We start from the raw sequence: 20893 nt of genomic DNA, 5'->3' as shown, positions 1-20893 counted from the left end.
AATTTTATCGGAATCACTTTTATCTACAGCAGATTTCAAGTTCGTGAGGTACGCAAATTAAGTCTGTTACCCAGATATAAAGCGTATTTTACTTCTTAATTCTACAGAAAGTATAAATCAATACTAACAGTTCGCTTATTTCAGACATTGAAATTCAAACTAGCTACCACAATCAGCTCGCTGCGTTGAACTCATATTGTATTAAGTAGTAAGAATAACTGTTAAATATTGATGCAAAATCGGGTAATTTCTTGAATTTGCTTCGGAAAATTTCAGATTATGTTTTCAACCATTAATAAATTTCAGGAGCAAATCTAGGTGTTGACTTCAACCTTACTCGCTGCTGCAACTACACCTCTGCAATGGAGTCCTACAGTTGGACTGATTATGATTATTGCTAATATCGTTGCCATTGCCTTTGGCAAATCTAGCATCAAGTATCCCAATGCAGAACCAAAACTACCCTCAGCCAATTTCCTTGGTAATTTTGGTTTACCAGCCTTTATAGCAAGTGCTGCCTTTGGCCATATCTTAGGTGTGGGCACTATTTTAGGGCTGCATAACCTGGGAAGAATTTAGGTTCTTACCCAAGTTAGCCTTTATTTGATGATTCTTTTGTCTCCAGCTTTGAGCCAGAGAGTTAGTTCTCTGGCTCTTTTTTATGAGACACTAAGTAATATCAGTATCTCAACGGCATGACAGATATAACAGATTTATCAAAAAGAATTGCCAGCAAAGGCGATAATCCGCTAATTTTGCCACCTGTCAACTTGCAGTCAGAAGAAGACGTAGAACTTGAGCGAAAACTGCGAGAACTCAAGTTTAAACAAGAACTAAGAAAAGATTGGATTTTATTTATTGTCAGGGATGTAGTAATTTTTCCTACCGCCATCCTTTTTATTTTTGCTGTCAGTGGTTATTCTCTATTTATTCAGATTCATAGGTGATATATCTGGCTAGAATTTTTAATCGACCACAGAGGCGCAAAGTACACAGAGAAAAGAGAGATGATAAGTAGGTAAGTAGGTAGACATAATTAAATACAATAAAATAAACTCTTAGTTTGTAGTGAGTGATTTCTCGCTCAGAGCAAGGATTATCAGGACTAAAGTCCTTACTACAAACTTTAATTTATTTATGCCTAAATACTTAGAGTTCACAAATAGTTTGGAATTGTTGTAAATTATTTCTCTTGTCTCTGTGTTTATTTCACTCTGCGTTCTCTGCGCCTCTGCGGTTATTTAAAAAATCCTACATCAGTAAACTTGCGTAACTAATTTTACAGACGACGAAGCCAACTCGCTACAAGTAGACTCATCTTTATATCCACATAAATTCTGCTGGATATCAGGATTACCGTAATTGGTAAAGCTGTAAAAAAGTAAGTATCTGATGGAAATAATCTAAAAATATGGGGCTTTTAATATTTTCTGTTGCTTTAGTTGCCATTGTTGCTGTAATTATCATTAATGCCTACAACGATTTAGTTAAGTATCGCAACCGTTACAAAAATGCTTATTCTCAAATCGACGTTCAATTACAGCGCCGCTATGATTTAATTCCCAACTTGGTGGAAACTGCCAAAGGGTACATGAAACATGAGCGAGAAACCTTAGAAGCAGTTATTGCCGCCCGGAATTCTGCAATTAATGCTAGCAGTCGTGCGGTACAAAATCCTGGAGATCCCCAAGCAATGCAACAGTTGGGCAATGCTGAAGGGGCGCTGACGGGTGCGTTAAGTCGGTTGATGGTACTTTCAGAATCTTATCCAGAATTGAAAGCCGATCGCGCCATGACTCAGGTAATGGAGGAATTATCTTCCACTGAAAACCGGATTGCTTTTGCACGTCAGGCTTTTAATGACGCGGTGACACTTTACAACACCAAGAGCGAATCTTTTCCCAGCAACCTTGTAGCAAATACATTTAACTTTACTGTTGCAGAATTGCTCCCCGAAGCTACCCCAGAAATAAGAAATGCTCCACGCGTATCTTTTTAGGTGTCTATGAACTTCTTTGAACATCAGGATCGGGCACGCCAAAATACGCAACAATTAATCGGATTATTTTCTTTGTCGATCGCAGTCATGATTATGGCAATTTATATTGCCAGTTTATTTCTGTTTCGCATGGCTCCTCGTGTTTGGTGGCATCCAGGGTTATTTATTTACGTAGCTGGGATTACAATAATTGCGATCGCAATCGGAAGTTTGTATAAAATTGCTTGTCTCCGGCAGGGCGGAAGCGTCATTGCCCAAGAGTTAGGAGGAAGACTCCTGCTACCAGAAATGGCCGACGAACAAGGGCGACAACTATTAAATATTGTCGAGGAAATGGCGATCGCTTCTGGTATTTCTGTCCCACAAGTTTATCTCCTCGACAGAGAAACCAGCATTAATGCCTTTGCTGCCGGATTTACGCCCAATGATGCAGTAATTGGAGTTACCCGTGGAACTTTGGAAAACTTGAGCCGGGATGAACTACAAGGAGTTATCGGCCACGAATTCAGCCATATTCTCAATGGAGATATGCGGCTAAATTTGCGTTTGGTGGGACTATTGCATGGGATTTTGTTCATTTATTTAACTGGGGAGTTGCTGTGGCAAATTCGCGGTAGCTTCCGTTTAGGAAAGGAAGACAAGGGTTTACCTATCTGGGCGTTTGGTTTGGCACTAATGGCCATTGGCGGTATCGGATTACTTTGTGGACGCTTGATTAAAGCCGCCGTCTCTCGCCAACGCGAATTTCTCGCTGATGCTTCAGCCGTACAGTTCACTCGCAACCCCAACGGGCTTACCGGAGTCTTCCAAAAACTCCAACAGATGGATTCACGGTTAATATCGCCGGGTGCAGAAGCCTCTAGCCACATGTTTTTCGGCAATGCCCTCAACCCCTCTTTCTGGGAAGATATGTTTTCTACCCACCCACCTTTAGCAGAACGTATCCGCCGCGTTGGGGGTTTGAACGTCAGCAATTTAGCAGCAATGCCATCTCGCAATCAGATGCGTTCCCCTTCCCAAGAATCCCTAACAATGGGCTTTGCTGGTAGTTCTAACGCCACACCAAAACAGGTTGTAAACCAAGTTGGAAGCGTTACACCAGAGCATTTTGCCCATGCTCAAGCGCTGTTATCGCAGTTACCAGAATCTTTGCGTTTGGGTGCGCGGGAGCAGGAAAGTGCAATGGCGATCGCTTTGGCGCTAGCTTTAGATACGGAGAATCTCCAAAATCAAGAACGTCAAATTGCTTGGTTACGAGAGGTACAGCCTGCTGATTTGGTAGAGAAAACCTTGGAACTAAGTAGCGAAATTAGTCAGTTAGATCCCAGAATTCGCTTGCCACTTGTGGATTTGGCAGTGCCTATATTGCGCCAAAACTCTGCCAAAGAATGCCAAAGGCTATGCAAATGCGTCCACGGTTTAGTTGTAGCCACGGGAAGTTTATCGCTGTGGCATTTTGTGTTGCAGTTAATACTGTGGCATCGTCTGCAACCTAGTATAAATCCTGCATCTACTACAACCGTAGAATTCACCTCCATCGAACAGATTTGGCCAGATAGTCTATTAATATTGTCCGTAATTGCTCGTGTCGGACACTCCCAACCTGATGCGTCTACTGAAGACATCGCCTATGCTTTTCGTTCTGGAGTTTTTCGACTTCCCAAAGCCGGAGAGCAAGAAAAACCAGAAATGCCATTAAGTTGTAATTTTACTGAACTAAAGAAAAGTATTGAGCGCCTGCGTCTTGCCACTCCCAAACTCAAACAAGCTATTGTTGATGCTTGCGCTCACACGGTACTATTAGATAACAAAGTTACTCCTTCAGAAGCAGATTTACTCAGAGCGATCGCCATGACGCTAGAGTGTCCCATCCCCCCATTTTTAAATCCTCAGCCTAGTCTTTCAAAACAGAAACAACCTCATAAGTGACGGAAGTCCCTAATCAAGTTGCAAATCCCATAATTATGAATTATTAACAGGGCTTACGCAATAACTCTCTAAAACTCTTATTTCTCTGCGTCCTTTGCGTCCTTCTTCCAAGGGGAGACGCTAACGCGTTGGCGAAAGCCTCTCGAAGAGAAGGCGGTTCGTTTTTTCATTATTTTGCGTAAGTCCTAATTAATTATTAATCATACAGCCCAGTAATTCTCGCCTTCAGGTAAGGTAAGGATTTCAACCCCATCTTCAGTTACAGCTAAGGTATGCTCGCATTGAGCAGAAAGCTTGCGATCGCGCGTTACCGCCGTCCATTTATCGCTGAGAACTTCGACTTCGTAAGTACCTTCATTAATCATTGGCTCAATGGTAAAAACCATCCCTGGTCTGAGGCGCTTGCCCTTACCGCGTGTGCCATAGTGGGGAACATCCGGCGCAGTATGGAAAATATTACTGATGCCGTGGCCAACGAAATCTCGCACTACAGAAAAGCCTTGCCCTTCAGCATACTCTTGAATGGCTGCACCAATATCGCCAATGCGTGCCCCAGGTTTAACTTCAGCAATACCTAGACGCAAACACTCTTCTGTCACCTCTACCAGCTTTCTCGTTTTTGGGGAAGGAGAACCAACAAAAAATGTTTTGGATGTATCGCCGTGATAACCTTCAACAATCGGTGTGACATCAATATTAATGATGTCACCTTCTTTAAGAATTTGCTTGGCGTTGGGAATGCCGTGACAAATTACCTCATTTACACTGGTGCAAATCGATTTAGGATAACCCTTATAGCCAAGGGGTGCGCTTTTTGCTCCATGCGCTTGCGTCCAACGTTCGGCTTCATCATTTAGTTCGAGAGTGCTAACCCCTGGTTTCACAAAGGGTTCTAGATGCTGAAGAAGTTTAGCTGCTAAACGCCCAGCTTGACGCATTTTCTCTATTTCTCGTTGGGATAAAATAACAATTAGTTCAGTTTTCATTAACTTTTATCTAAAGTATCTTTCATAAACATAGTTAAGCCTGTCTGTGCAGCTCTTTGTGCAGTATCAGCAACCTTGAGGGTATACAAGCTTTCCTCTGGGGTAACGTACAAAGGAGTTCCATCAAAAAGATGGTCTAACACCATACTCGTATCTTTGGCGAACAAACCCCGACGAGGCCCAACCTCTATAGGTGTTGTTTCCCCTGGCTGGACGAATATTCCGGTGTCGCCATCAAAAATTAAACCACCTTTTTCACCGTGAACTTCAAACTTGCGTTCTGATTGCCAAATACTTTCGCCTTTGCCGTACACTACTTGGGCTAAAAGTCCACTGTTAAAGGACAGTTCACTAGTGCAGAAACAAGTTCGGTAGTATTCCGGTTCTATTTCCCAATATCGCTGGTGACAGTTAACAGTAAATACTGTACCAAATAAATCGATGAGGCGATGTAGGCGAGACAGGGCACCAATTAAGGGAAAGCCGAACAACTCGTGGTTATAAGTCCATTTGCGGGGTGCAGGATTTTGAGAATTGATGGTGCTGTAGCGAACATAAAACACCTCACCAACTTTGTCTAAGTTTTGCTTCAAAGCTTGATGCAAACCACCTAAAAGTTCCAGATGTTCAACGTGCAGGAGTTTTTGTTGTGCTTTGGCTAAGGCAATCAGTTCCTCAGCTTCAAATACATCCAACGAAAGAGGATACTCTACAATTACATGTTTGCCGTTGCTAAGTGCTGCACGAGCGATCGCACCATGATCTCGATTAACAGTGGAGATCGCTACTAGGTCTATATCTTCACGCCCTACTAGCTCTTGCCAAGTACTTAAGACTTCAATCTGGTACTCTCTGGCAAAGGTTTCGGTTTTTTCTCTTGTATGACCAACAACTGCGACTATGTGCGATCGCTCATCATGAAGCAATGCCTCAGTTCGAAACTTTGCCGCATACCCAGTACCTACCAAACCTACACGCACTCTTGCTTTTTCCAAAGCTGCTTCTGAATTATACATGATCCTCATTAGTTCTGTTTTCGATCTTCCCACGCTTCTAGTAGTCAGATTCTCTCTTCATGGGGTTCACCAGTCTAGACTCTACAACATTCGTCCTACCCTCTCAAGGATCGATAAGACTTTATTTGAAGCTAGATAGAATTACGTGTATTTAAAAAGAAAGACTTCAAAACAAAAGCCCTTTTTTATCCATAATTTCAGAAATTTGTCAATATCACGAACAAAAAAATGGCAAAAGAAAAATTACATCTCTACTGTTATAACGGGCGCATTTAAATCAGATTAGAAATGAAACAGCCCTATTTTTTAAAGGAGTTGAGGAATCTCTTCTACGTAAGTTCTCCAAAAGATCGGTAACATTAATCTTACTCATGTTTACATTTTAAGTATATAACTTTTTCTAATCACAACCTGACTAGGGTCGAAAATAATATAAATAAAACTTATCGGGATTAAGTAACTAAATTTCATTACTAATCGGGTTCAATTTCCAGTCACATCGTTTAATTTTTCTCGTAGTATCAGAATTGAAGCAAATTTAAACCAACGGCTAATCCCACAGAACAGCCGTGACCTTTGCCTTAAGATAACTTATACTGCCGTTCGCAAAAGAGAGGATTACTCAATGCCAACTTATAAAGTGACACTAATCAACGAGGCTGAAGGACTTAACACAACAATTGATGTTGATGACGATACTTATATTCTAGATGCTGCTGAAGAAGGTGGTCTTGACTTGCCTTATTCTTGCCGCGCTGGTGCTTGCTCGACCTGTGCAGGTAAAATCGTCAAGGGTACTGTCGATCAGAGTGACCAGTCATTCTTAGATGATGAACAAATAGAGAAAGGATATGTACTGACTTGTGTCGCCTACCCAACCTCTGACATAACCATCGAAACTCACAAAGAAGAAGACCTTTACTAAGAGTTAAGCGACTCAAACATAAACCTCTTGCAAGAGTTACTAATGTTGACAAAATACAAACTGGATATCTAGAGTTAACACCCTTGCAATGCAATGCCGTGTGTACCTCTGAAGGCGACTTTGACAAAAGGTCTAATTTGATCGTGGGCAGGAACACAGTAAATGTTGTGTTCCTGCTTAATTTTTTAAGTATGGAGTTTCCTGTCTACTTTTTGTCTCGTCTTAACTCCCGACTCCTAGCGAAAGATGCAACTTGAATGCCAATAAGCTTAAAGCTTAGTCTCTTTATTGAGAATTTGAATCTGAGTACCAGGATAGTAAAATTGGAGGATTTTTGGACTTGACCAACCTAGTTTCGCTAAATTTTGAGCGCCAGTTTGACTCAATCCGACTCCATGTCCTAATCCACCACCAATAAAAGCGTATCCCCAGAGTTCTGGTTTGCCTTTATTCAGGGGTTCGATGTAAAAAAGCGTACTTGTAGGAGCGGCAAAAGCACTGCGAACTTCGTCTTTGTGCAAAATAAAGGTACTGCGATCGGTTTTAACCGCAAGTTCCAGGATACGTCCACTCTGGCTGCGCTCCACTACTGCCATAGCCTGAATTGTCTTAAATTTGGCATGGGGACTGTTTGTCACCTGTAAAAACTTCTGCAAGTCCTTGATAATATCTTTTAAAGGCGTTTCCTTATGCCAACGAAACATATCCCACTTGCTTTCATTAAATCCTTGTTGCGTATTAATAAATTTCTGAAAATTCTTTTCATCTGCTAAATTCTGCTTAGATAAGTCCCAAAAATTAGTCGGAGCATCCAGTACAGGGCGCAGATAGGGACGATCTTCGCCATTCCAGACATCGCTAAAGGAAGCGGTGACGCCACCAGTGGTAGAAGAATACAGGGCGTCTACGAGTTCATTTTTATAAGTTAGGACTTTACCCTTAGTTGAGGCGATCGCTTGGTCTGTTTTGGCAGCTGCTCCCTTCAACCCATAATAAACTTGGCAGTGAGTATCAGCACACAACTGATAATTGTCTGCCGCAAACCTACGTAAATTTCGCAAGGCATAAGTCCGAGCAAGAATTGCCTGAGCTTCTAGCGCCGCTTTTGGGGCATCTGTTCCTATTTCGTAAGGTACAACCCCACGCAAATAAGTTTCTAAAGGTACTTGGTTAACTAGAGTGTATGTGCCATAAGAATTTGGCTGCAAATTCATTCGACCGGCATAAAGACGAGCAAACTCTGGTTTTTCGCTTTTATTTACCCGAATCAAATTTTTATCAGTGCTAATTTCCAAATCATTCGGGCTATAGCGATTACCATCCACCACCCAACTCACTCGCGGCACTTGCTTCAAAACTTTAGTATCAAGATATACTTTTTCTTGGGTAGAAGCTTGGATGTTTTGTAATAACAAGCGTCGCAGTAAAGGGGTGCTGTAAACATCTCGTTTAGCCCAAACCTGCCAGCGTTCTGGCTGGGCTATTTCCACTTCCATTCCTAGAGAACGCCATTTATTAGCACTGTCTTCCGCAGTTTCAAAGGTGCGGTATGTGCCCAAAACGACTACTTCTTCGACTGCTGACTGTGGTAAAGCTTGCATGACTGTTTCCAGCTTTACAGGATTCTTAGTAAACAGGACTTGCTGCTTATTGCCCGCTTGAAATTTTAGCTTTAAGCGATCGCCTTTTATGGGTTCCAGTTGCAGCTTGGCTGTGGCTTCGGCGCCAAATCGTTGCACAATCCCAATTTTAAGTTCTATATCCTGGATGTTGCTCTCAGGCCCTGATGCAGCAGTCAGTCCCAATAGACAAAATGTTGTAAGTACAGCGTGGGGAAAACGCCAAAACGAAAATTTCATGGCTACCTGATAGGGAAGCGATAGCGAGTACTCAAGCGTCTTCTGCCCCTTAATGCGTCGTTGGAGCTGATTTTCCAATTGCTTTGTAGCGCGGTTTTTTTGTCGCATGAATGCTCCAATGATACCATTACCAATTTTGCCCTAAATACTAGTTGCAAAACGAAGTCATAATGACTATGATTTATTTAGAGACAAAAAACAGAACTAGTTGGATAAACTCTTTATGGTTAGAGTCCAAGAAATTCCATTAAATCAGATAAAACGGCCATTGCCCCGTACAAACGATCCAAATAAAGTACAAGCCTTAATGGAATCGATTGCGGAGATTGGGCAGCAAGAACCTATTGATGTCCTAGAAGTAGATGGACAATATTATGGCTTTTCTGGTTGCCATCGGTATGAAGCTTGCCAGCGTTTAGGCAAAGAAACCGTTTTAGCCAGAGTTCGTAAAGCACCCCGTAGCGTTTTGAAGATGCACTTGGCATAGAGAATGGAAATTGGGAATGGGGAATGGGGAATGGGGAATGGGAAGATGAGGAAGATGAGGGAGAATAATTAATAACCAATCCCCAAAGCCCAATTCCCAATGCCCAATTTCCAATCACCCATTACATATAACCTAATTAGGAGAAAATTATGTCATCGAAAGTAACAGTCAAAAATGTAAATATCGGCATTGACGAGGCGAGTAGGGCTAAAATTGCCGATGGTCTATCTCACCTGTTAGCTGACACTTATACACTGTATCTGAAAACTCATAACTTCCATTGGAATGTAACGGGGCCGATGTTTCAAACATTGCATTTGATGTTTGAGACCCAGTATACAGAATTAGCCTTAGCAGTTGATTTAATAGCCGAAAGAATTAGAGCGCTTGGCTATCCCGCACCAGGAACCTACAGCGAATATGCCAAACTGAGTTCGATTCCAGAAACTCCCGGAGTTCCTAAAGCTGTGGAGATGATTCGCGAACTTGTGGAAGGACAAGAAGCCGTAGTCAGAACTGCACGGTCTATTTTCCCAGTGATAGAGGAAGTTAACGACGAACCTACCGCCGATTTATTGACTCAGCGGATGCAAGTACACGAAAAGACAGCTTGGATGTTGAGAAGTTTACTGGAAGAATAGTACTGAGGCATGGGGCATAAGGAATGGCGGATAGGGGATAGAGAAAAACTTAATCGCCAATACCCAATGCCCAATGCCCAATACCCAATACCCAACGCCCAATGCCCAATGCCCAATGCCCAATGCCCCATACCCAAAAGTTGCAAGATTTAATGCAACAGGTAGGTCTTTCTAGTTTTAAAGGGCTGAGTCGCGCTGCTGGTGTCTCAGAGCGTCAACTTTTACGCTTACGCCAAGGAAAGTTAGAGCAGATGCGGGTAGATGTGCTGCTTAAGCTTTCGCCAGTGCTACAGATGCCATTGAATGAATTAATCGCAACTTTTTCAACCGTAGAGTTATTACAAGAGAAAACAGCGCCTACTCAGGAGTTGTTACAAGAAATTACAGATTTAAGAAAAGAATACGATCGCTCGCAGCTTCAATTAAAGCAACAGCGAGAATTATTGCTACAAGAACTCCAGCAGTCGAGTTTGCAACTGCTGGAGTCTTTATTATTGCAATGGCCAACAGCAGCACAGAAAGCACAGGAGAATCCCCAACTAGCAGCAGTCAAAATAGTACCCTTAGTGCAGAAACCCGTGGAAAAGCTGTTACAGGCGTGGGGAGTGGAAGCGATCGCCCCTGTGGGAGCAGAATTACCTTACGATCCCCAACTGCACCAATTGCTGGAGGGAACTGCACAACCTGGAGAAACAGTCAAAGTACGCTACACTGGCTACCTTCAAGGTGAGAAACTGCTTTACAGAGCTAAAGTGAGTCCTGTTTGAGAGCGTGAGCAGTACAGACGCGATTAATCGCGTCTGTACAGGAGTAACAAATTCATAACTCTTTACTTTTTGTATTATTTGTCGATAAATGACAGATATTGGGAATACTAAAATAGCAAAGGCGATCGCGTTCAGAAAACTTCTTTTAAAGCCTTGGTGTCGGTTCTAGCTTGCTTGGCGCTGTTTAAATCTAAATTTTTGGCTCTAGAGCGGTAGTCCAGAGGTAAATTCTTTCAATTATGTAAGTAATTGGACATAAATAAATGTAGATCCTAGTTACTATTATAAGTACTCACGGAGGAAAAGCTGCTGCTAGACCAGGTTTAGCTATACGTAAGTGTAGTTCAGACTGTTTGAATTTTGAATTGCTTAATGACAACTACGATCGTGAGATTTATTGGAGAATCTCAGTTTTGCAAAAATTTTTGGTAAATAATCTGAAAAGCAGTAATTTGAGCTTGTATGTAAGTAAGTAAATATATATCTAAATCGATAAGATGCAAGTAAGTCGGCGTTAGAAAACCAACATACATGATAGAACATCAAATCAACGAACGGCTTATAAATTGGTCATTCTAACATCTTTACAAAACTAAATATACCAGTTTTCGATCGTGCCAAATTACTTAGCTAGTTGATTTATAGTTGGTCTATTTATAGTAAAAAAAATATACTTAATTAAGCTCATAATTTTTTTTAGCTACAAAAAAATAGGTTCAAATTTTTATAATTAATCTTTCTCTATCCCGATTAATTATCAATGATTACTCAATATCTAATCTTAAATTTTATTTTACAAGCATTTTTAAATGTTCTATAATAGCGAAATCAGAGTATTATTTACATAAGTCAGAGTGACATAATTATGAGAGAACAAGTAAAAGTTATTAAGCTCAGTGGTAATTTGAATGCCACAACTTCACAAGACTTTCGACAAAATATCACAGATATTATAGAAAGTGGTGCGAAAATTGTGTTAGTTGATTTTAAAGATGTAACGTTTATGGATAGTTCGGGTTTGGGAGCTTTAGTATTAGCTTTTAAAACCTTGCGAGCTGCCGATACTAAGCTTGTTCTTTGCTCAATTAATGAGCAAGTTAGAATATTATTTGAACTGACTAATATGGATAAAGTATTTGAAATCTTTCCCAGCCAAGATGCATTTAATCAGGTTTTAGTCTCTAATACGTAATTAATCAAACTTCATTTGCAAAATAGATAAATCATCATCAAAAGCATCTTTGGAGTTTAAAGCTATTAAATAACTGAGTACGCGATCGAGTTGGCTATCAACAGGATCTTGTAAGCTAACTAGTAGCTGAATAAAAGCATCCAAACTCCAAAGTGTGCCGTCTGATTTAGTTATTTCATAAGCGCCATCACTAAAAATATAAAGGGTACTGAATTTTTCAATATTGCAAAACCCATCAACATATTTTGCCTCTGGAAACATGCCAACTGGCATACCAGAGGTTTTTAGGAGTTGAACTTCAGACTTTCTTGGAGATGTGCCGGTTACTAAAACTGCTGGTGGATGACCTGCACTAGCATAAATTAACTGGCGGTTGATTCGGTTGTAAACTCCGTACCAAATTGTAAAGTATTTATCATTTTGATAATTCATTTGAAAAGTGTCATTTAAAGCCTTCAATACATCACTAGGTTGATAGTAATTGAGACCTTTGAGCGCACGGGAACGCAGCAAATTCAGCACTGAAACAGAAGGAAGAGTAGCTTTGAGTCCATGTCCGGCAGTATCGAGTAAGTAAATTGCCAGACAGTCATTATCGAGCCAATAGTAATCGAAACAGTCACCGCCGAGTTGTCGTGAGGGAATGAATCGAAAATTTATATTGAAGGGTTCAGTCATAGAAAGAGGTAGCAGCGATCGCACATATTCTGCTGCTTCTGACATTTCTGATTCTAGAAGCAACTTTTGAGCCTGCAAATCTCTACTCAACTGATGCAGGCGTAATCCTGCTCTTACCCGTGCTTGTAATTCATTATGCTCAATAGGTTTAGAGATAAAATCATCAGCACCAGCGTCTAGGCCTTTGACGCAATCGGCAACGGAATCTAAGGATGTTAATAAAATAAAAAATGTAGTGAAAAATTTGGGGTCTGTCTTAATGTGGTGGCAAACTTCCAGACCATTCAACCCCGGCATGATCCAATCACAAATAATTAGTGCTGGACGATAAGCTAGTGCCTTTTCTATTCCTTCCTCACCGCTACTGGCAGTCACTACTTCATAACCCTGTTTTTCCAACATCCTTTTCAGGAGTATTTTTATTGAATAGTCGTCATCAATTATTAGTATTTGAAACATATAAATTTGCTGAAAACACTCATTAATAATTTTTTGTCAAAATAGAAAATAAAATATGATGTAAGCTAATAAGCTAGTAGTATCAATATAGAGATGCTATAGCGCTTATCGTACCTTGCGGATACTGCTTCTCCCAAGGGGAAAGGCTAGCGCGAACGGAGAACTATTAAAGTAGTCGCTACATGTCTATGGATGCAATATACTTTGATTCCTCTCTCTTAAAAAGAAAGAGAGAGTACCCTTTGTTGTAACAACAGGCTTAAGGATTTGAGGATTTGGTCTTTATTAAACTCAAATTAAAAGCACTATAACTCATTTCTATTTGCTCATCGAATTTACGACTATTTAACAGTCATAAAATATTATGGCGTTCCCAAAGGATTTAGCCATAAAAGGATGCTGTTTTTTAACTGGTTTAAGTCGCGGTATGCTTCTTGCTTGAACCATTGCCCTAAAGCATCAAAGGGGGTAAAAGATGTTCCTGTTTGCCATTTAATATCTTGACCCAAAGGTGTTGTATGATTTCCTGGTAACGTTTGTGCTGTCACCATCTCATCAAAACGTTCTTGTAAGATTTTGGTTAAAGCTGCCGATTGATCGATGGTGTCATTACTAAATTTTATTAATAAATTGCGCCGGATATTGTAATCTTCTTGGACAAGTTTGTTAGTTTCCAACGGCGAGGGGGTAAATTCGATTGCAAAAGTAGAATTGAACTGCTCTACTAGAGGGATAGCTTCTTTAGCGGCGTAGTTGTTGAAGGATATTAAAATATTCCCTGCACGTTCTACTTTAAACAGGCTACCAATCAGCAAGTGGAGTTTACAGCCCATACTGTGTCCAACGCCGTAGATAGGGAAGTAAAGCTTGCGTAATGCCCCAGAATCGTGCAATCGTTCGAGGGTGCGGTCAAAGTTTAACAGCACGGATTTTGCGATCGCAGTATGATCCAATGTATTGACGAAAGGTGTAGCAATTACAACGTAGCCTTTACTCGCTAGTTGTTCGAGTAACCAGCGATAAGTGATGTGCGGTGCAGTGGCGACAAATGCACCTCCTAAAAAATGAACGATACCTATGGGATTTCGGGGAATGATTACCCAGTTCCCTCTAATTTCTTTCCAGTCCATACGGATAAGCGATCGCTTTACAATTATTCTTTATGTTAGACCGGGGATTGCAACCGTGGGAAAGATTATGGAAAAAGCCATTGATAATCTCTCGCGAGTAGCTTGGAAACCAACCCACCCAGCAGCGTCTATGGATTTATCAGAAGCACCTACGCTTTCTCCAACTCTTCCTACCCCATTACAAAACTTAATTACGAATTACGAATTACGAATTACGAATTATCTTAACGTTGAGTCTGTAATCTTTTCATTTCGTATTGCACATCTAATGCAATTTGTAATGCTTCATTAAGTAACCTTCCATGTTCAGTAGCCTCCTCTGTTACTTGCATAGCTGTTAAAGTTGCTAAATTGTTGACAAATAGTTCTGTATTACTGAGGATAAAATTCTTATTTTCTCTCAAAATCCTTTCTGTCTTTAAAGCGCGAACTAAATCAGCTTTGGTGAGTTTAAGTGCTTCGATTACATCCTCTCTTTCCTTTATAATCGCTTCTGGATTACCAGCTTCTTCTATTTGGTCATTGATATCTATAACTCTAATAACAGTATTATATCTACTAACCTCGTTTAACAAGATTTGCAGAGATTTTGTCATATTAGCTTTAACAAGCTTACTTTTAGTTTTCCAGATAAAATATAAGATGCTTTGCGTCAGACCACCAACCCAAATCCCTAAAAAAATTAATAATATCCATGATGGAATTGTTATCCACGTAACAAATATTTTAATAATTAGATCGAATAAAATATAGACAAAAAGAAATGTAGAAAATCCAATAAAAACTACAGTCGCTCCTTCAGAGCTTTGAAGTTTTTGTATATATAAATTTACTAATCTCTTGAGAGGATTTGTAATGATTAAAAGTTTCTCATTGACAGGTAAATTAGTCAGCTTTTGCAGATCGTTTTGACTAATTTCCAATCCTTGTAAATCATCCCGCACAGCTTTTAAACCCTTGCCAGAATAGTTATTTAATCTAATATAGCAATCAAATTTCTATAATGCTGGCATTTTGTCTAAACTTTTTCAAGCACATTAATACTTGTAGGCAATGTCAAGAATTTTTGTACAATATGATACTCTTTTGCCAGAATAACTATTTACTCCTAAATTCTGAATTCAGAATCTAGGAGTAAAACACACTTTATACCTGGGTAACAGACTTAGCTTGTGTATTTCATAAAGCACCCAAAATTGAATCATCGAATTTGCTATAAAAAGGGGTAAAGGAGAGGCTGCTAACGGCAACCTCTCTCATAATAATTATCATTATTATTGCTTGTATATTTGATTGTCTGGAAGTCCCTAAAGGGTGTTTTACTGCTGAATTCTAAATTCTGCTGTAACTATCTTCCCAACTTATTCGGAATACCTTCACAACCACCAGGAATAGTACCTCTAGTTTTTTCGCCACCCCAAGTGCAACAGTAGTTACGTGTAGATTCAGACATTCGTTGCACATTGCTGAAATCGGCATTTTCTACCACAGCGCCGGTTTGTTCGCCTGTTTCATAATCTGGTGGTTCAGTGCGACTGCGGGGTGAGGCTTTATCTACTACACCATAGAATAGGCGAATCCCGTTGATGTCAGCATCATTGAGATTCGCACCATATAAAATTGTGCGGGAGAGGTTGGCTTTTACTAAATCACAACCGCTCAGATTGGCGCGGACAAGATTAGCTTCGCTGAGGTCAGTCCAACGTAAATCAGTACCAGAAAGGTCGGCTGCGGCTAGCATTACGCCTAAATCGATGACGCGCACACCTTCGAGGCGGTCTTCTGCATATCCGCCAGTTCCATCAAGAATGGCTCGACCTAATAAGCGATCGCGTTTTAGGGGTGACAGTAACTTGGAACGTGACAAAAAACGGAGAATTTTCGCTTTCCCACTACCATCGACACTACTTAAAATTGCCGCAGTGCGTCCTTCAGCGATCGCTCTTTCTTGGGGCCAATCTTCTAATAATCCTTCTTCATCTAATACCAAGTCTGAAACGCCTTGGAAGTAGGAATCAATTGTCTGTTGCTGGGTAATGATATTTTGCTGAACTGTCAGCATATTTTGCTGAATTGTCAAGTCTTTGGAAATAACATATTGTCGCCATGCTACGTAAACGGCAATGATGGCGATGAGAATTTGCCCCAAAGCGCCAAACCATTCTGCAAGGCTACCAGCAGTTTCCCAGTTAATCTGGCGTCCTAAAAGCAGCAAGCGATCGCCTATACCTGTGAACCTAATCGTGCCGATGATGGCTACTATTAGTCCCAAAAAGGCCACAAACAGGGTACGTTCTTGGGGTGAAAACCATTCGTCTAAAACTTCTTGCAACCAAGGCAATAATATCGCAAGGGATAACAGCAAAGCCATCAGCGTGCCGATAATGCCGACGATCCAGTTATTGAGGATAATTCCAATGAAGGTGATGGCGATCGCTATTAAAATAATCAGCAATGCCCTCGGCTTAACTGTGAATTGCTTGCTAATGGGTTGTTTGAAGTCAGAACGGGCTTGTTGTAAAGCAGTTGTATTTTGTGGAGATTTTAAAGATGCGATCGCCGCTAGAGCTTGTTGCGTCGCTAGTGCCTCTGAGTTTAGGTTCTTCTGGGCTGCACTCCCGTCAAAGTCATCTGGTTGCGAATCGTTTTCGGGGCCTGGTTCTGGGGTTGGTAGATTAGAGGAATTGGATTCAATCGTCATGTTTTCTATTTTGCCCCAGTAGATTCAGAACAACATCTGTTTTATCAGAAATTGCACTCAACTCAAGACTTGTATTCCTACAATACTTCTGGAATTTTAAATTGTTAATTTTGGTCTACAGTTTGAATTGTCAACATTTGAGGGGGCGTAGCATCAGGTGGGTAGAGAAAATCCACTTCTACCAGTCGGCGCTGTCCAGGAGATATTTTTAATTGAGCAAGCGGTTCTCCCATCTGTCCCCGTTGTTGAACTAAATGCCAATATTGAGTTCTGGGTAAGCCATTATCGTCATTGTACCGAATACGAACTGTGCCTCGGAAAAAGACAGATGGTGCGGGTGGTGAAAAAAAGCGAAGCCCTGGTTTACTTAACTCATCTTCTTTGATAGGCGTTTGGAAAAGTACATTTATAGTTTGCGGCTTATCCGTATTGTTGAATAATGGTAGAGAGATGTTGTATTCAATGCCGTAGTTGCCGTGAGCTTCGTAAGCAGTACCAGGATAACGCGCTACGAGTTTAGCAGTTTGGTTTTGTCCAGTACCCATTTTGCCAGCCAAAAGAGTACTTAAACCGTAAGAAAAAGCTTGTCCTGATTCGGGAATTGTCAGGTATGAACTATTAGAGTCGGTAACTTGTGCTTGCCAACGAGAGCCAACAGCTACCCCTGCTACCCGTCCGTAAATTTCTGTTGCCCCTGCAAGTTTATCTGGAGGACTGGGAGCCGATTCGCGGGGCCCTGCAAAATCACTATTTTCTAATAAATTCTCCCATTCTTCTAAAGTAGGCGCTCTTTCACTACCATCGGGATTGGGTTTGGCAAACATGGCCAGGTTCGCCATATAAACAGGACGATCGCTATACAAACGTAACAAAGTAGAACGTCCATTTAATGGCGGCGTTAAAGTCCGCACTGGAATTGGATGATTCATTAACATCCGGCTTTGTTTTGGTGGAATTACCAACTGGGCTGGCCATCCTTGTCGTCTGACTCGTAGCAGATCATTCATGACGCGATCGCCCGGCCCAGCATAAATGTTTCCCGAATTATTTGACAGCATAGGAGGCAGCTTGACAAAAGGTGCATCAGGTTGACTCACATAACTAGCTGCTTGCAAGATGTTGACAGTTGCAGAGCGATCGCTGGGATTGTAAACAATCACTCCCAAATAAAGAGTCCGCAAATCATTTGGCGTCTCAATCGCTCTAGCAATATGGTGAGAAAATAAATCAAACCTTCCCTGAAATGGAAAGTTTAGGTGGGCGCTGGGCACTTTTTTGCCTTGAGGAGGAAATGTAGATAGCAGAATTCCTTCACTCTTAACTACTTCTGGATTATTACTGTTAAATACTGGTACTTCGTCAAGATGTCCTGTTAAAGGTCTTGTTTGTTGGGGAACGAAGATTTCTTGCGGTGCAGGAGAAGGCGATGCTTGAGCTAAAAACAAATAGGAAATAAAATTAAGCATTTATTCAAAAAGCAATTTATCGCTGAAGTTCAGAATACAGCATACCTAACCTCCACCCAAGCATGACAAGTTAGAAGAGGTTTGCCAAAACTCTGACTTTAACAGTCTGGAGCAATCACTTTATTATGCTTACTCCTTCGTCGAGGTAAATGAGTATTCGTTTTAGGGGCAATACCCAATAAATACGGTTCAGTTAAGGATAATTGTAGGATCATTTAAACAGCAATTAGTTTCTCTCGATTAAGGCTTTGGAGAATACCAATCTGACCAATACGCTGAAATTCTTTACTACTTTTATCTGCCAAATGCAGAACCCAAGGCAACCTGGAAGAACTAAAGGCACTAGCAGGATGTAATTGAGTTAAATGATATGTCTGCAAGGCTAATAACTCCAGAGGGGTATCACCATACTCATGAACAACCCGTATAGGTCTGGCACTGCCAATAATTTGTTTTGTCTTTGTCTGGATTGGTTTGCTTGTTACTAAAATAAAAGAACGCTCTTGAGGCATAAACACAACACTACCAATTTGGGCATCACGATATACTTTTTCTGATGCTCCCGAAACTTCACACCCCATTCTTCCTGCACCACTTTTGCGAACACCCACAAGGTCAACAGGAATACCTTTCTGCTGTAGTGCTTTTATGGATTGTTGAAATTCTCCTTCTTGAACTAATCCATCTCTCATCAACAGCAAGCGTTTGGGATAGCGATTGTACATCCTATGAAACTTAAGAATGAGTTTAGAGACTGTTTGCCAAACTGCTTGTCCTGAAAAACGCTCTCCTCTCTGCACATCAGGTAGTTCCCATCCTAAGCTTTGCCCATCAGCCAGTACTGCGAAAGCTGATGTGCCATAATAAAGCTCACGGTTCGTTCCCGTATCAAAACCAATAATCAAGTCTGCGGCTTGAGGATGCTCCAGTGGCTCTAAGCGTACAGTTTGCCATCCTGCTTTGCATAGCAATCCCAAAACTACATTTATAGCCTTATATGCATTAGCCTTCGGCAAAGGCAACATGAATTGGGTAGCAATGCCATGTTGTAATGCCTCAACTCTTATTTGCTTCTTACGAGCATTAGGCAACCAAGGAGCAACAACCAAAATTGTTTGTATACCAGTTTGTGCCCATTCTAGCCAAAACATTTGTCGATCTAGATCGTCTTGCGGCAGTTGTTCTAATGTTTTATAAGATTCATATTCAATTGCGGCATCACTATTTTTAGCTACTTCTTTTAGACACTTTTCAACCTCGTCGGGATATTTTGGCCGATCATTATAGAGATTAAGACAGCCAAACTTACTTTCTCCAACTTTTACACAACCTTTATAGCGAACCTGACCAGCTTTATCCACTTCTCCATTTTTACCAAAGAGTTTTCCTTGAGGTAGGATGTATCCAGTTACAACCGACGCTTGAGAAATTGTAGAAATTGAATAAACTTGATTAATAATTCGGTTTGCGGTTTTCTCTGATTCTTTGAGGCGAACATCTAAAGACTTTCTAATATAATCAAATACTCCTTGTACATTTTGCTTCTCTTCAAGGTCAGATATTTCCGCAACCCTAGCTAACATCTCCATTGTCAAACAAGGCGAAAGCCGACGAGATAAGTGAGCAGTTAATTGTGTCTTCCAATCATTAGCTCGTTTTACATAGACAACGCGAGAGTTTTGAGTTTCTTCTTCAGTAGCTCCTATTTGCCGATGATAATCCGCAAGCGTTATTCCTAAACCTTCTAGAATAAATTTATCTGGTTGTTGGTCGGAAACATCTTCATATTGCCAATTGATGTATTGTTGATTTTTGTCCTTGTAGGTGTTGCGTACATAATTAATCGGTGCGTCAGGGTATTCATCTTGCCATTGATGGAGTGTCCAAGGAGTATAAAAGTGATGATGTATGTCTACTTCTAAGTAAAGTGTAGAATCGATGCCAATACTCACATCTATTCTTCTTCCCTTGTGTATTTCCCAGCCTTGACCACATTTTTCTGTTCCTGCTTCTCCCGTAACCCACCAAATTAACCCACCTTCAGGAGCCTTTTCAATCGAAGTTTTGTTCCACTTTTTTAGGCCATTCTCTAGTATTTTTCTTTCTAACTGCTCAATTCCCTTCCGTTCAGCAGGATTGGTACAATCCAAAATTCTTTCGGCAATCAACTCTACTTTCCAACCATCTCCCTGCAAGTAATCTGAATGGATGGGGGTTTTGGTAATAATTTTATTACCCAATCGAATCGCAGGAGTTCCAAGTCTGTAGCAAACTCTAGCAATCGCTTTCTGTTCTTCTCCATGTTCGGGGTTTTGATTGAAGCTGCAATTATATTCATGAACTGTAAGATCGGGCTTGGTAAGTTGCTTAACGAAAAAACGATTCAATACGATAGAAACTTCTTTAAAATTAAGTGGAATTATCATAAGGAGATTGAGGAGGTAAATGAGCAATCGTACAGATAGTTAGGCTAAGGCTGTAACCGTTACTGGATATGCATTCTGTATAAAATACTGTTATTTAAAGTAACAAGATATATCAAAAAGCTTATCAAATGATAACAATATATATTGTGGGGTGGGCATCTTGCCGCCCTGATTAATCAGCGCGCAAGATATCCACCCCACAAAATTGAGTAATTTATTTGTTGGAATTCCC

Annotated in this window: 18 protein-coding genes; 9 read left to right on the top strand and 9 right to left on the bottom strand. The window is 40.7% G+C overall.

Annotation, left to right across the window (positions count from 1 at the left end):
• The first annotated feature begins 318 nt into the window (after positions 1 to 318).
• The 4 genes from psaK (at position 319) to AC1F2U_RS04275 (ending at position 3928) form a co-directional block, all read left to right on the top strand.
• On the top strand, positions 319 to 579 hold the full coding sequence (psaK, locus tag AC1F2U_RS04290; RefSeq protein ID WP_480259989.1) for a photosystem I reaction center subunit PsaK: 261 nt from the start codon (positions 319 to 321) through the stop codon (positions 577 to 579).
• Positions 580 to 695: 116 nt separating this feature from the next.
• Entirely contained in the window at positions 696 to 947 is a 252-nt protein-coding gene (locus AC1F2U_RS04285; RefSeq protein WP_480259988.1) for a hypothetical protein, read from the top strand.
• 464 nt (positions 948 to 1411) lie between these two features.
• Entirely contained in the window at positions 1412 to 1999 is a 588-nt protein-coding gene (locus tag AC1F2U_RS04280; protein WP_322675516.1) for a LemA family protein, read from the top strand.
• A gap of 6 nt (positions 2000 to 2005) precedes the next feature.
• On the top strand, positions 2006 to 3928 hold the full coding sequence (locus AC1F2U_RS04275) for a M48 family metallopeptidase (RefSeq protein WP_480259987.1): 1923 nt from the start codon (positions 2006 to 2008) through the stop codon (positions 3926 to 3928).
• Between the two features lie 200 nt (positions 3929 to 4128).
• Here the strand turns inward: AC1F2U_RS04275 and map are convergent, their stop codons facing one another.
• Together map and AC1F2U_RS04265 are read right to left on the bottom strand one after the other, a co-directional pair.
• A complete protein-coding gene (map, locus tag AC1F2U_RS04270; RefSeq protein ID WP_335001411.1) occupies positions 4129 to 4914 on the bottom strand; it encodes a type I methionyl aminopeptidase in 786 nt (261 codons plus the stop codon).
• The gene (locus AC1F2U_RS04265) at positions 4914 to 5930 is read right to left on the bottom strand and encodes a Gfo/Idh/MocA family protein (protein WP_480259986.1); all 1017 of its coding nucleotides are present in this window, start codon (positions 5928 to 5930) and stop codon (positions 4914 to 4916) included. The genes map and AC1F2U_RS04265 overlap by 1 nt, the downstream gene beginning before the upstream one ends.
• A gap of 625 nt (positions 5931 to 6555) precedes the next feature.
• Between AC1F2U_RS04265 and AC1F2U_RS04260 the strand changes: the two genes are divergently transcribed.
• Complete coding sequence (locus tag AC1F2U_RS04260) at positions 6556 to 6855, top strand: ferredoxin (protein ID WP_480259985.1); 300 nt, start codon at positions 6556 to 6558, stop codon at positions 6853 to 6855.
• A gap of 269 nt (positions 6856 to 7124) precedes the next feature.
• Here AC1F2U_RS04260 and AC1F2U_RS04255 read toward each other — a convergent pair whose 3' ends face one another.
• Entirely contained in the window at positions 7125 to 8822 is a 1698-nt protein-coding gene (locus tag AC1F2U_RS04255; RefSeq protein ID WP_480259984.1) for a SpoIID/LytB domain-containing protein, read from the bottom strand.
• Positions 8823 to 8937: 115 nt separating this feature from the next.
• Between AC1F2U_RS04255 and AC1F2U_RS04250 the strand changes: the two genes are divergently transcribed.
• The 4 genes from AC1F2U_RS04250 (at position 8938) to AC1F2U_RS04235 (ending at position 11801) form a co-directional block, all read left to right on the top strand.
• A complete protein-coding gene (locus AC1F2U_RS04250) occupies positions 8938 to 9201 on the top strand; it encodes a ParB N-terminal domain-containing protein (protein ID WP_194043156.1) in 264 nt (87 codons plus the stop codon).
• Between the two features lie 149 nt (positions 9202 to 9350).
• A complete protein-coding gene (locus tag AC1F2U_RS04245) occupies positions 9351 to 9842 on the top strand; it encodes a Dps family protein (RefSeq protein ID WP_289799395.1) in 492 nt (163 codons plus the stop codon).
• Positions 9843 to 9943: 101 nt separating this feature from the next.
• Complete coding sequence (gene grpE / locus AC1F2U_RS04240) at positions 9944 to 10609, top strand: nucleotide exchange factor GrpE (RefSeq protein ID WP_480259983.1); 666 nt, start codon at positions 9944 to 9946, stop codon at positions 10607 to 10609.
• 865 nt (positions 10610 to 11474) lie between these two features.
• Positions 11475 to 11801, top strand: a complete 327-nt coding sequence (locus tag AC1F2U_RS04235) for an STAS domain-containing protein (RefSeq protein WP_480259982.1) — start codon at positions 11475 to 11477, stop codon at positions 11799 to 11801.
• Here the strand turns inward: AC1F2U_RS04235 and AC1F2U_RS04230 are convergent, their stop codons facing one another.
• The 6 genes from AC1F2U_RS04230 to AC1F2U_RS04205 form a co-directional block, all read right to left on the bottom strand.
• The gene (locus AC1F2U_RS04230; RefSeq protein ID WP_480259981.1) at positions 11802 to 12938 is read right to left on the bottom strand and encodes a PP2C family protein-serine/threonine phosphatase; all 1137 of its coding nucleotides are present in this window, start codon (positions 12936 to 12938) and stop codon (positions 11802 to 11804) included.
• Between the two features lie 362 nt (positions 12939 to 13300).
• A complete protein-coding gene (locus AC1F2U_RS04225; protein ID WP_480259980.1) occupies positions 13301 to 14068 on the bottom strand; it encodes a DUF1350 family protein in 768 nt (255 codons plus the stop codon).
• Positions 14069 to 14292: 224 nt separating this feature from the next.
• Positions 14293 to 15012 (bottom strand): hypothetical protein, encoded by a 720-nt coding sequence (locus AC1F2U_RS04220; protein ID WP_480259979.1) that lies wholly within the window; start codon positions 15010 to 15012, stop codon positions 14293 to 14295.
• Positions 15013 to 15416: 404 nt separating this feature from the next.
• Positions 15417 to 16769, bottom strand: coding sequence for a pentapeptide repeat-containing protein (locus AC1F2U_RS04215; RefSeq protein WP_480259978.1), 1353 nt, complete (start codon positions 16767 to 16769; stop codon positions 15417 to 15419).
• A gap of 104 nt (positions 16770 to 16873) precedes the next feature.
• Positions 16874 to 18235 carry a DUF3370 domain-containing protein gene (locus tag AC1F2U_RS04210; protein WP_480259977.1) on the bottom strand — a complete coding sequence of 454 codons (1362 nt, stop codon included), beginning with the start codon at positions 18233 to 18235 and terminating at the stop codon, positions 16874 to 16876.
• A gap of 215 nt (positions 18236 to 18450) precedes the next feature.
• Positions 18451 to 20661, bottom strand: a complete 2211-nt coding sequence (locus AC1F2U_RS04205) for an argonaute PAZ domain-containing protein (protein WP_480259976.1) — start codon at positions 20659 to 20661, stop codon at positions 18451 to 18453.
• Positions 20662 to 20893 lie beyond the last annotated feature (232 nt).

This window comes from Nostoc sp. LEGE 12454, from assembly GCF_056620565.1.
The sequence above is the reverse complement of the archived record's forward strand: the minus strand, read 5'-3'. Positions and strand labels throughout refer to the sequence as shown.

Coding starts and splice junctions, on each gene's coding strand:
- AC1F2U_RS04285 (WP_480259988.1), top strand. CDS start 696: ATGACAGATATAACAGATTTATCAAAAAGAATTGCCAGCAAAGGCGAT.
- AC1F2U_RS04280 (WP_322675516.1), top strand. CDS start 1,412: ATGGGGCTTTTAATATTTTCTGTTGCTTTAGTTGCCATTGTTGCTGTA.
- AC1F2U_RS04275 (WP_480259987.1), top strand. CDS start 2,006: ATGAACTTCTTTGAACATCAGGATCGGGCACGCCAAAATACGCAACAA.
- map (WP_335001411.1), bottom strand. CDS start 4,914: ATGAAAACTGAACTAATTGTTATTTTATCCCAACGAGAAATAGAGAAA.
- AC1F2U_RS04265 (WP_480259986.1), bottom strand. CDS start 5,930: ATGTATAATTCAGAAGCAGCTTTGGAAAAAGCAAGAGTGCGTGTAGGT.
- AC1F2U_RS04260 (WP_480259985.1), top strand. CDS start 6,556: ATGCCAACTTATAAAGTGACACTAATCAACGAGGCTGAAGGACTTAAC.
- AC1F2U_RS04255 (WP_480259984.1), bottom strand. CDS start 8,822: ATGCGACAAAAAAACCGCGCTACAAAGCAATTGGAAAATCAGCTCCAA.
- AC1F2U_RS04250 (WP_194043156.1), top strand. CDS start 8,938: ATGGTTAGAGTCCAAGAAATTCCATTAAATCAGATAAAACGGCCATTG.
- AC1F2U_RS04245 (WP_289799395.1), top strand. CDS start 9,351: ATGTCATCGAAAGTAACAGTCAAAAATGTAAATATCGGCATTGACGAG.
- grpE (WP_480259983.1), top strand. CDS start 9,944: ATGCCCAATGCCCAATGCCCAATGCCCCATACCCAAAAGTTGCAAGAT.
- AC1F2U_RS04235 (WP_480259982.1), top strand. CDS start 11,475: ATGAGAGAACAAGTAAAAGTTATTAAGCTCAGTGGTAATTTGAATGCC.
- AC1F2U_RS04230 (WP_480259981.1), bottom strand. CDS start 12,938: ATGTTTCAAATACTAATAATTGATGACGACTATTCAATAAAAATACTC.
- AC1F2U_RS04225 (WP_480259980.1), bottom strand. CDS start 14,068: ATGGACTGGAAAGAAATTAGAGGGAACTGGGTAATCATTCCCCGAAAT.
- AC1F2U_RS04215 (WP_480259978.1), bottom strand. CDS start 16,769: ATGACGATTGAATCCAATTCCTCTAATCTACCAACCCCAGAACCAGGC.
- AC1F2U_RS04210 (WP_480259977.1), bottom strand. CDS start 18,235: ATGCTTAATTTTATTTCCTATTTGTTTTTAGCTCAAGCATCGCCTTCT.
- AC1F2U_RS04205 (WP_480259976.1), bottom strand. CDS start 20,661: ATGATAATTCCACTTAATTTTAAAGAAGTTTCTATCGTATTGAATCGT.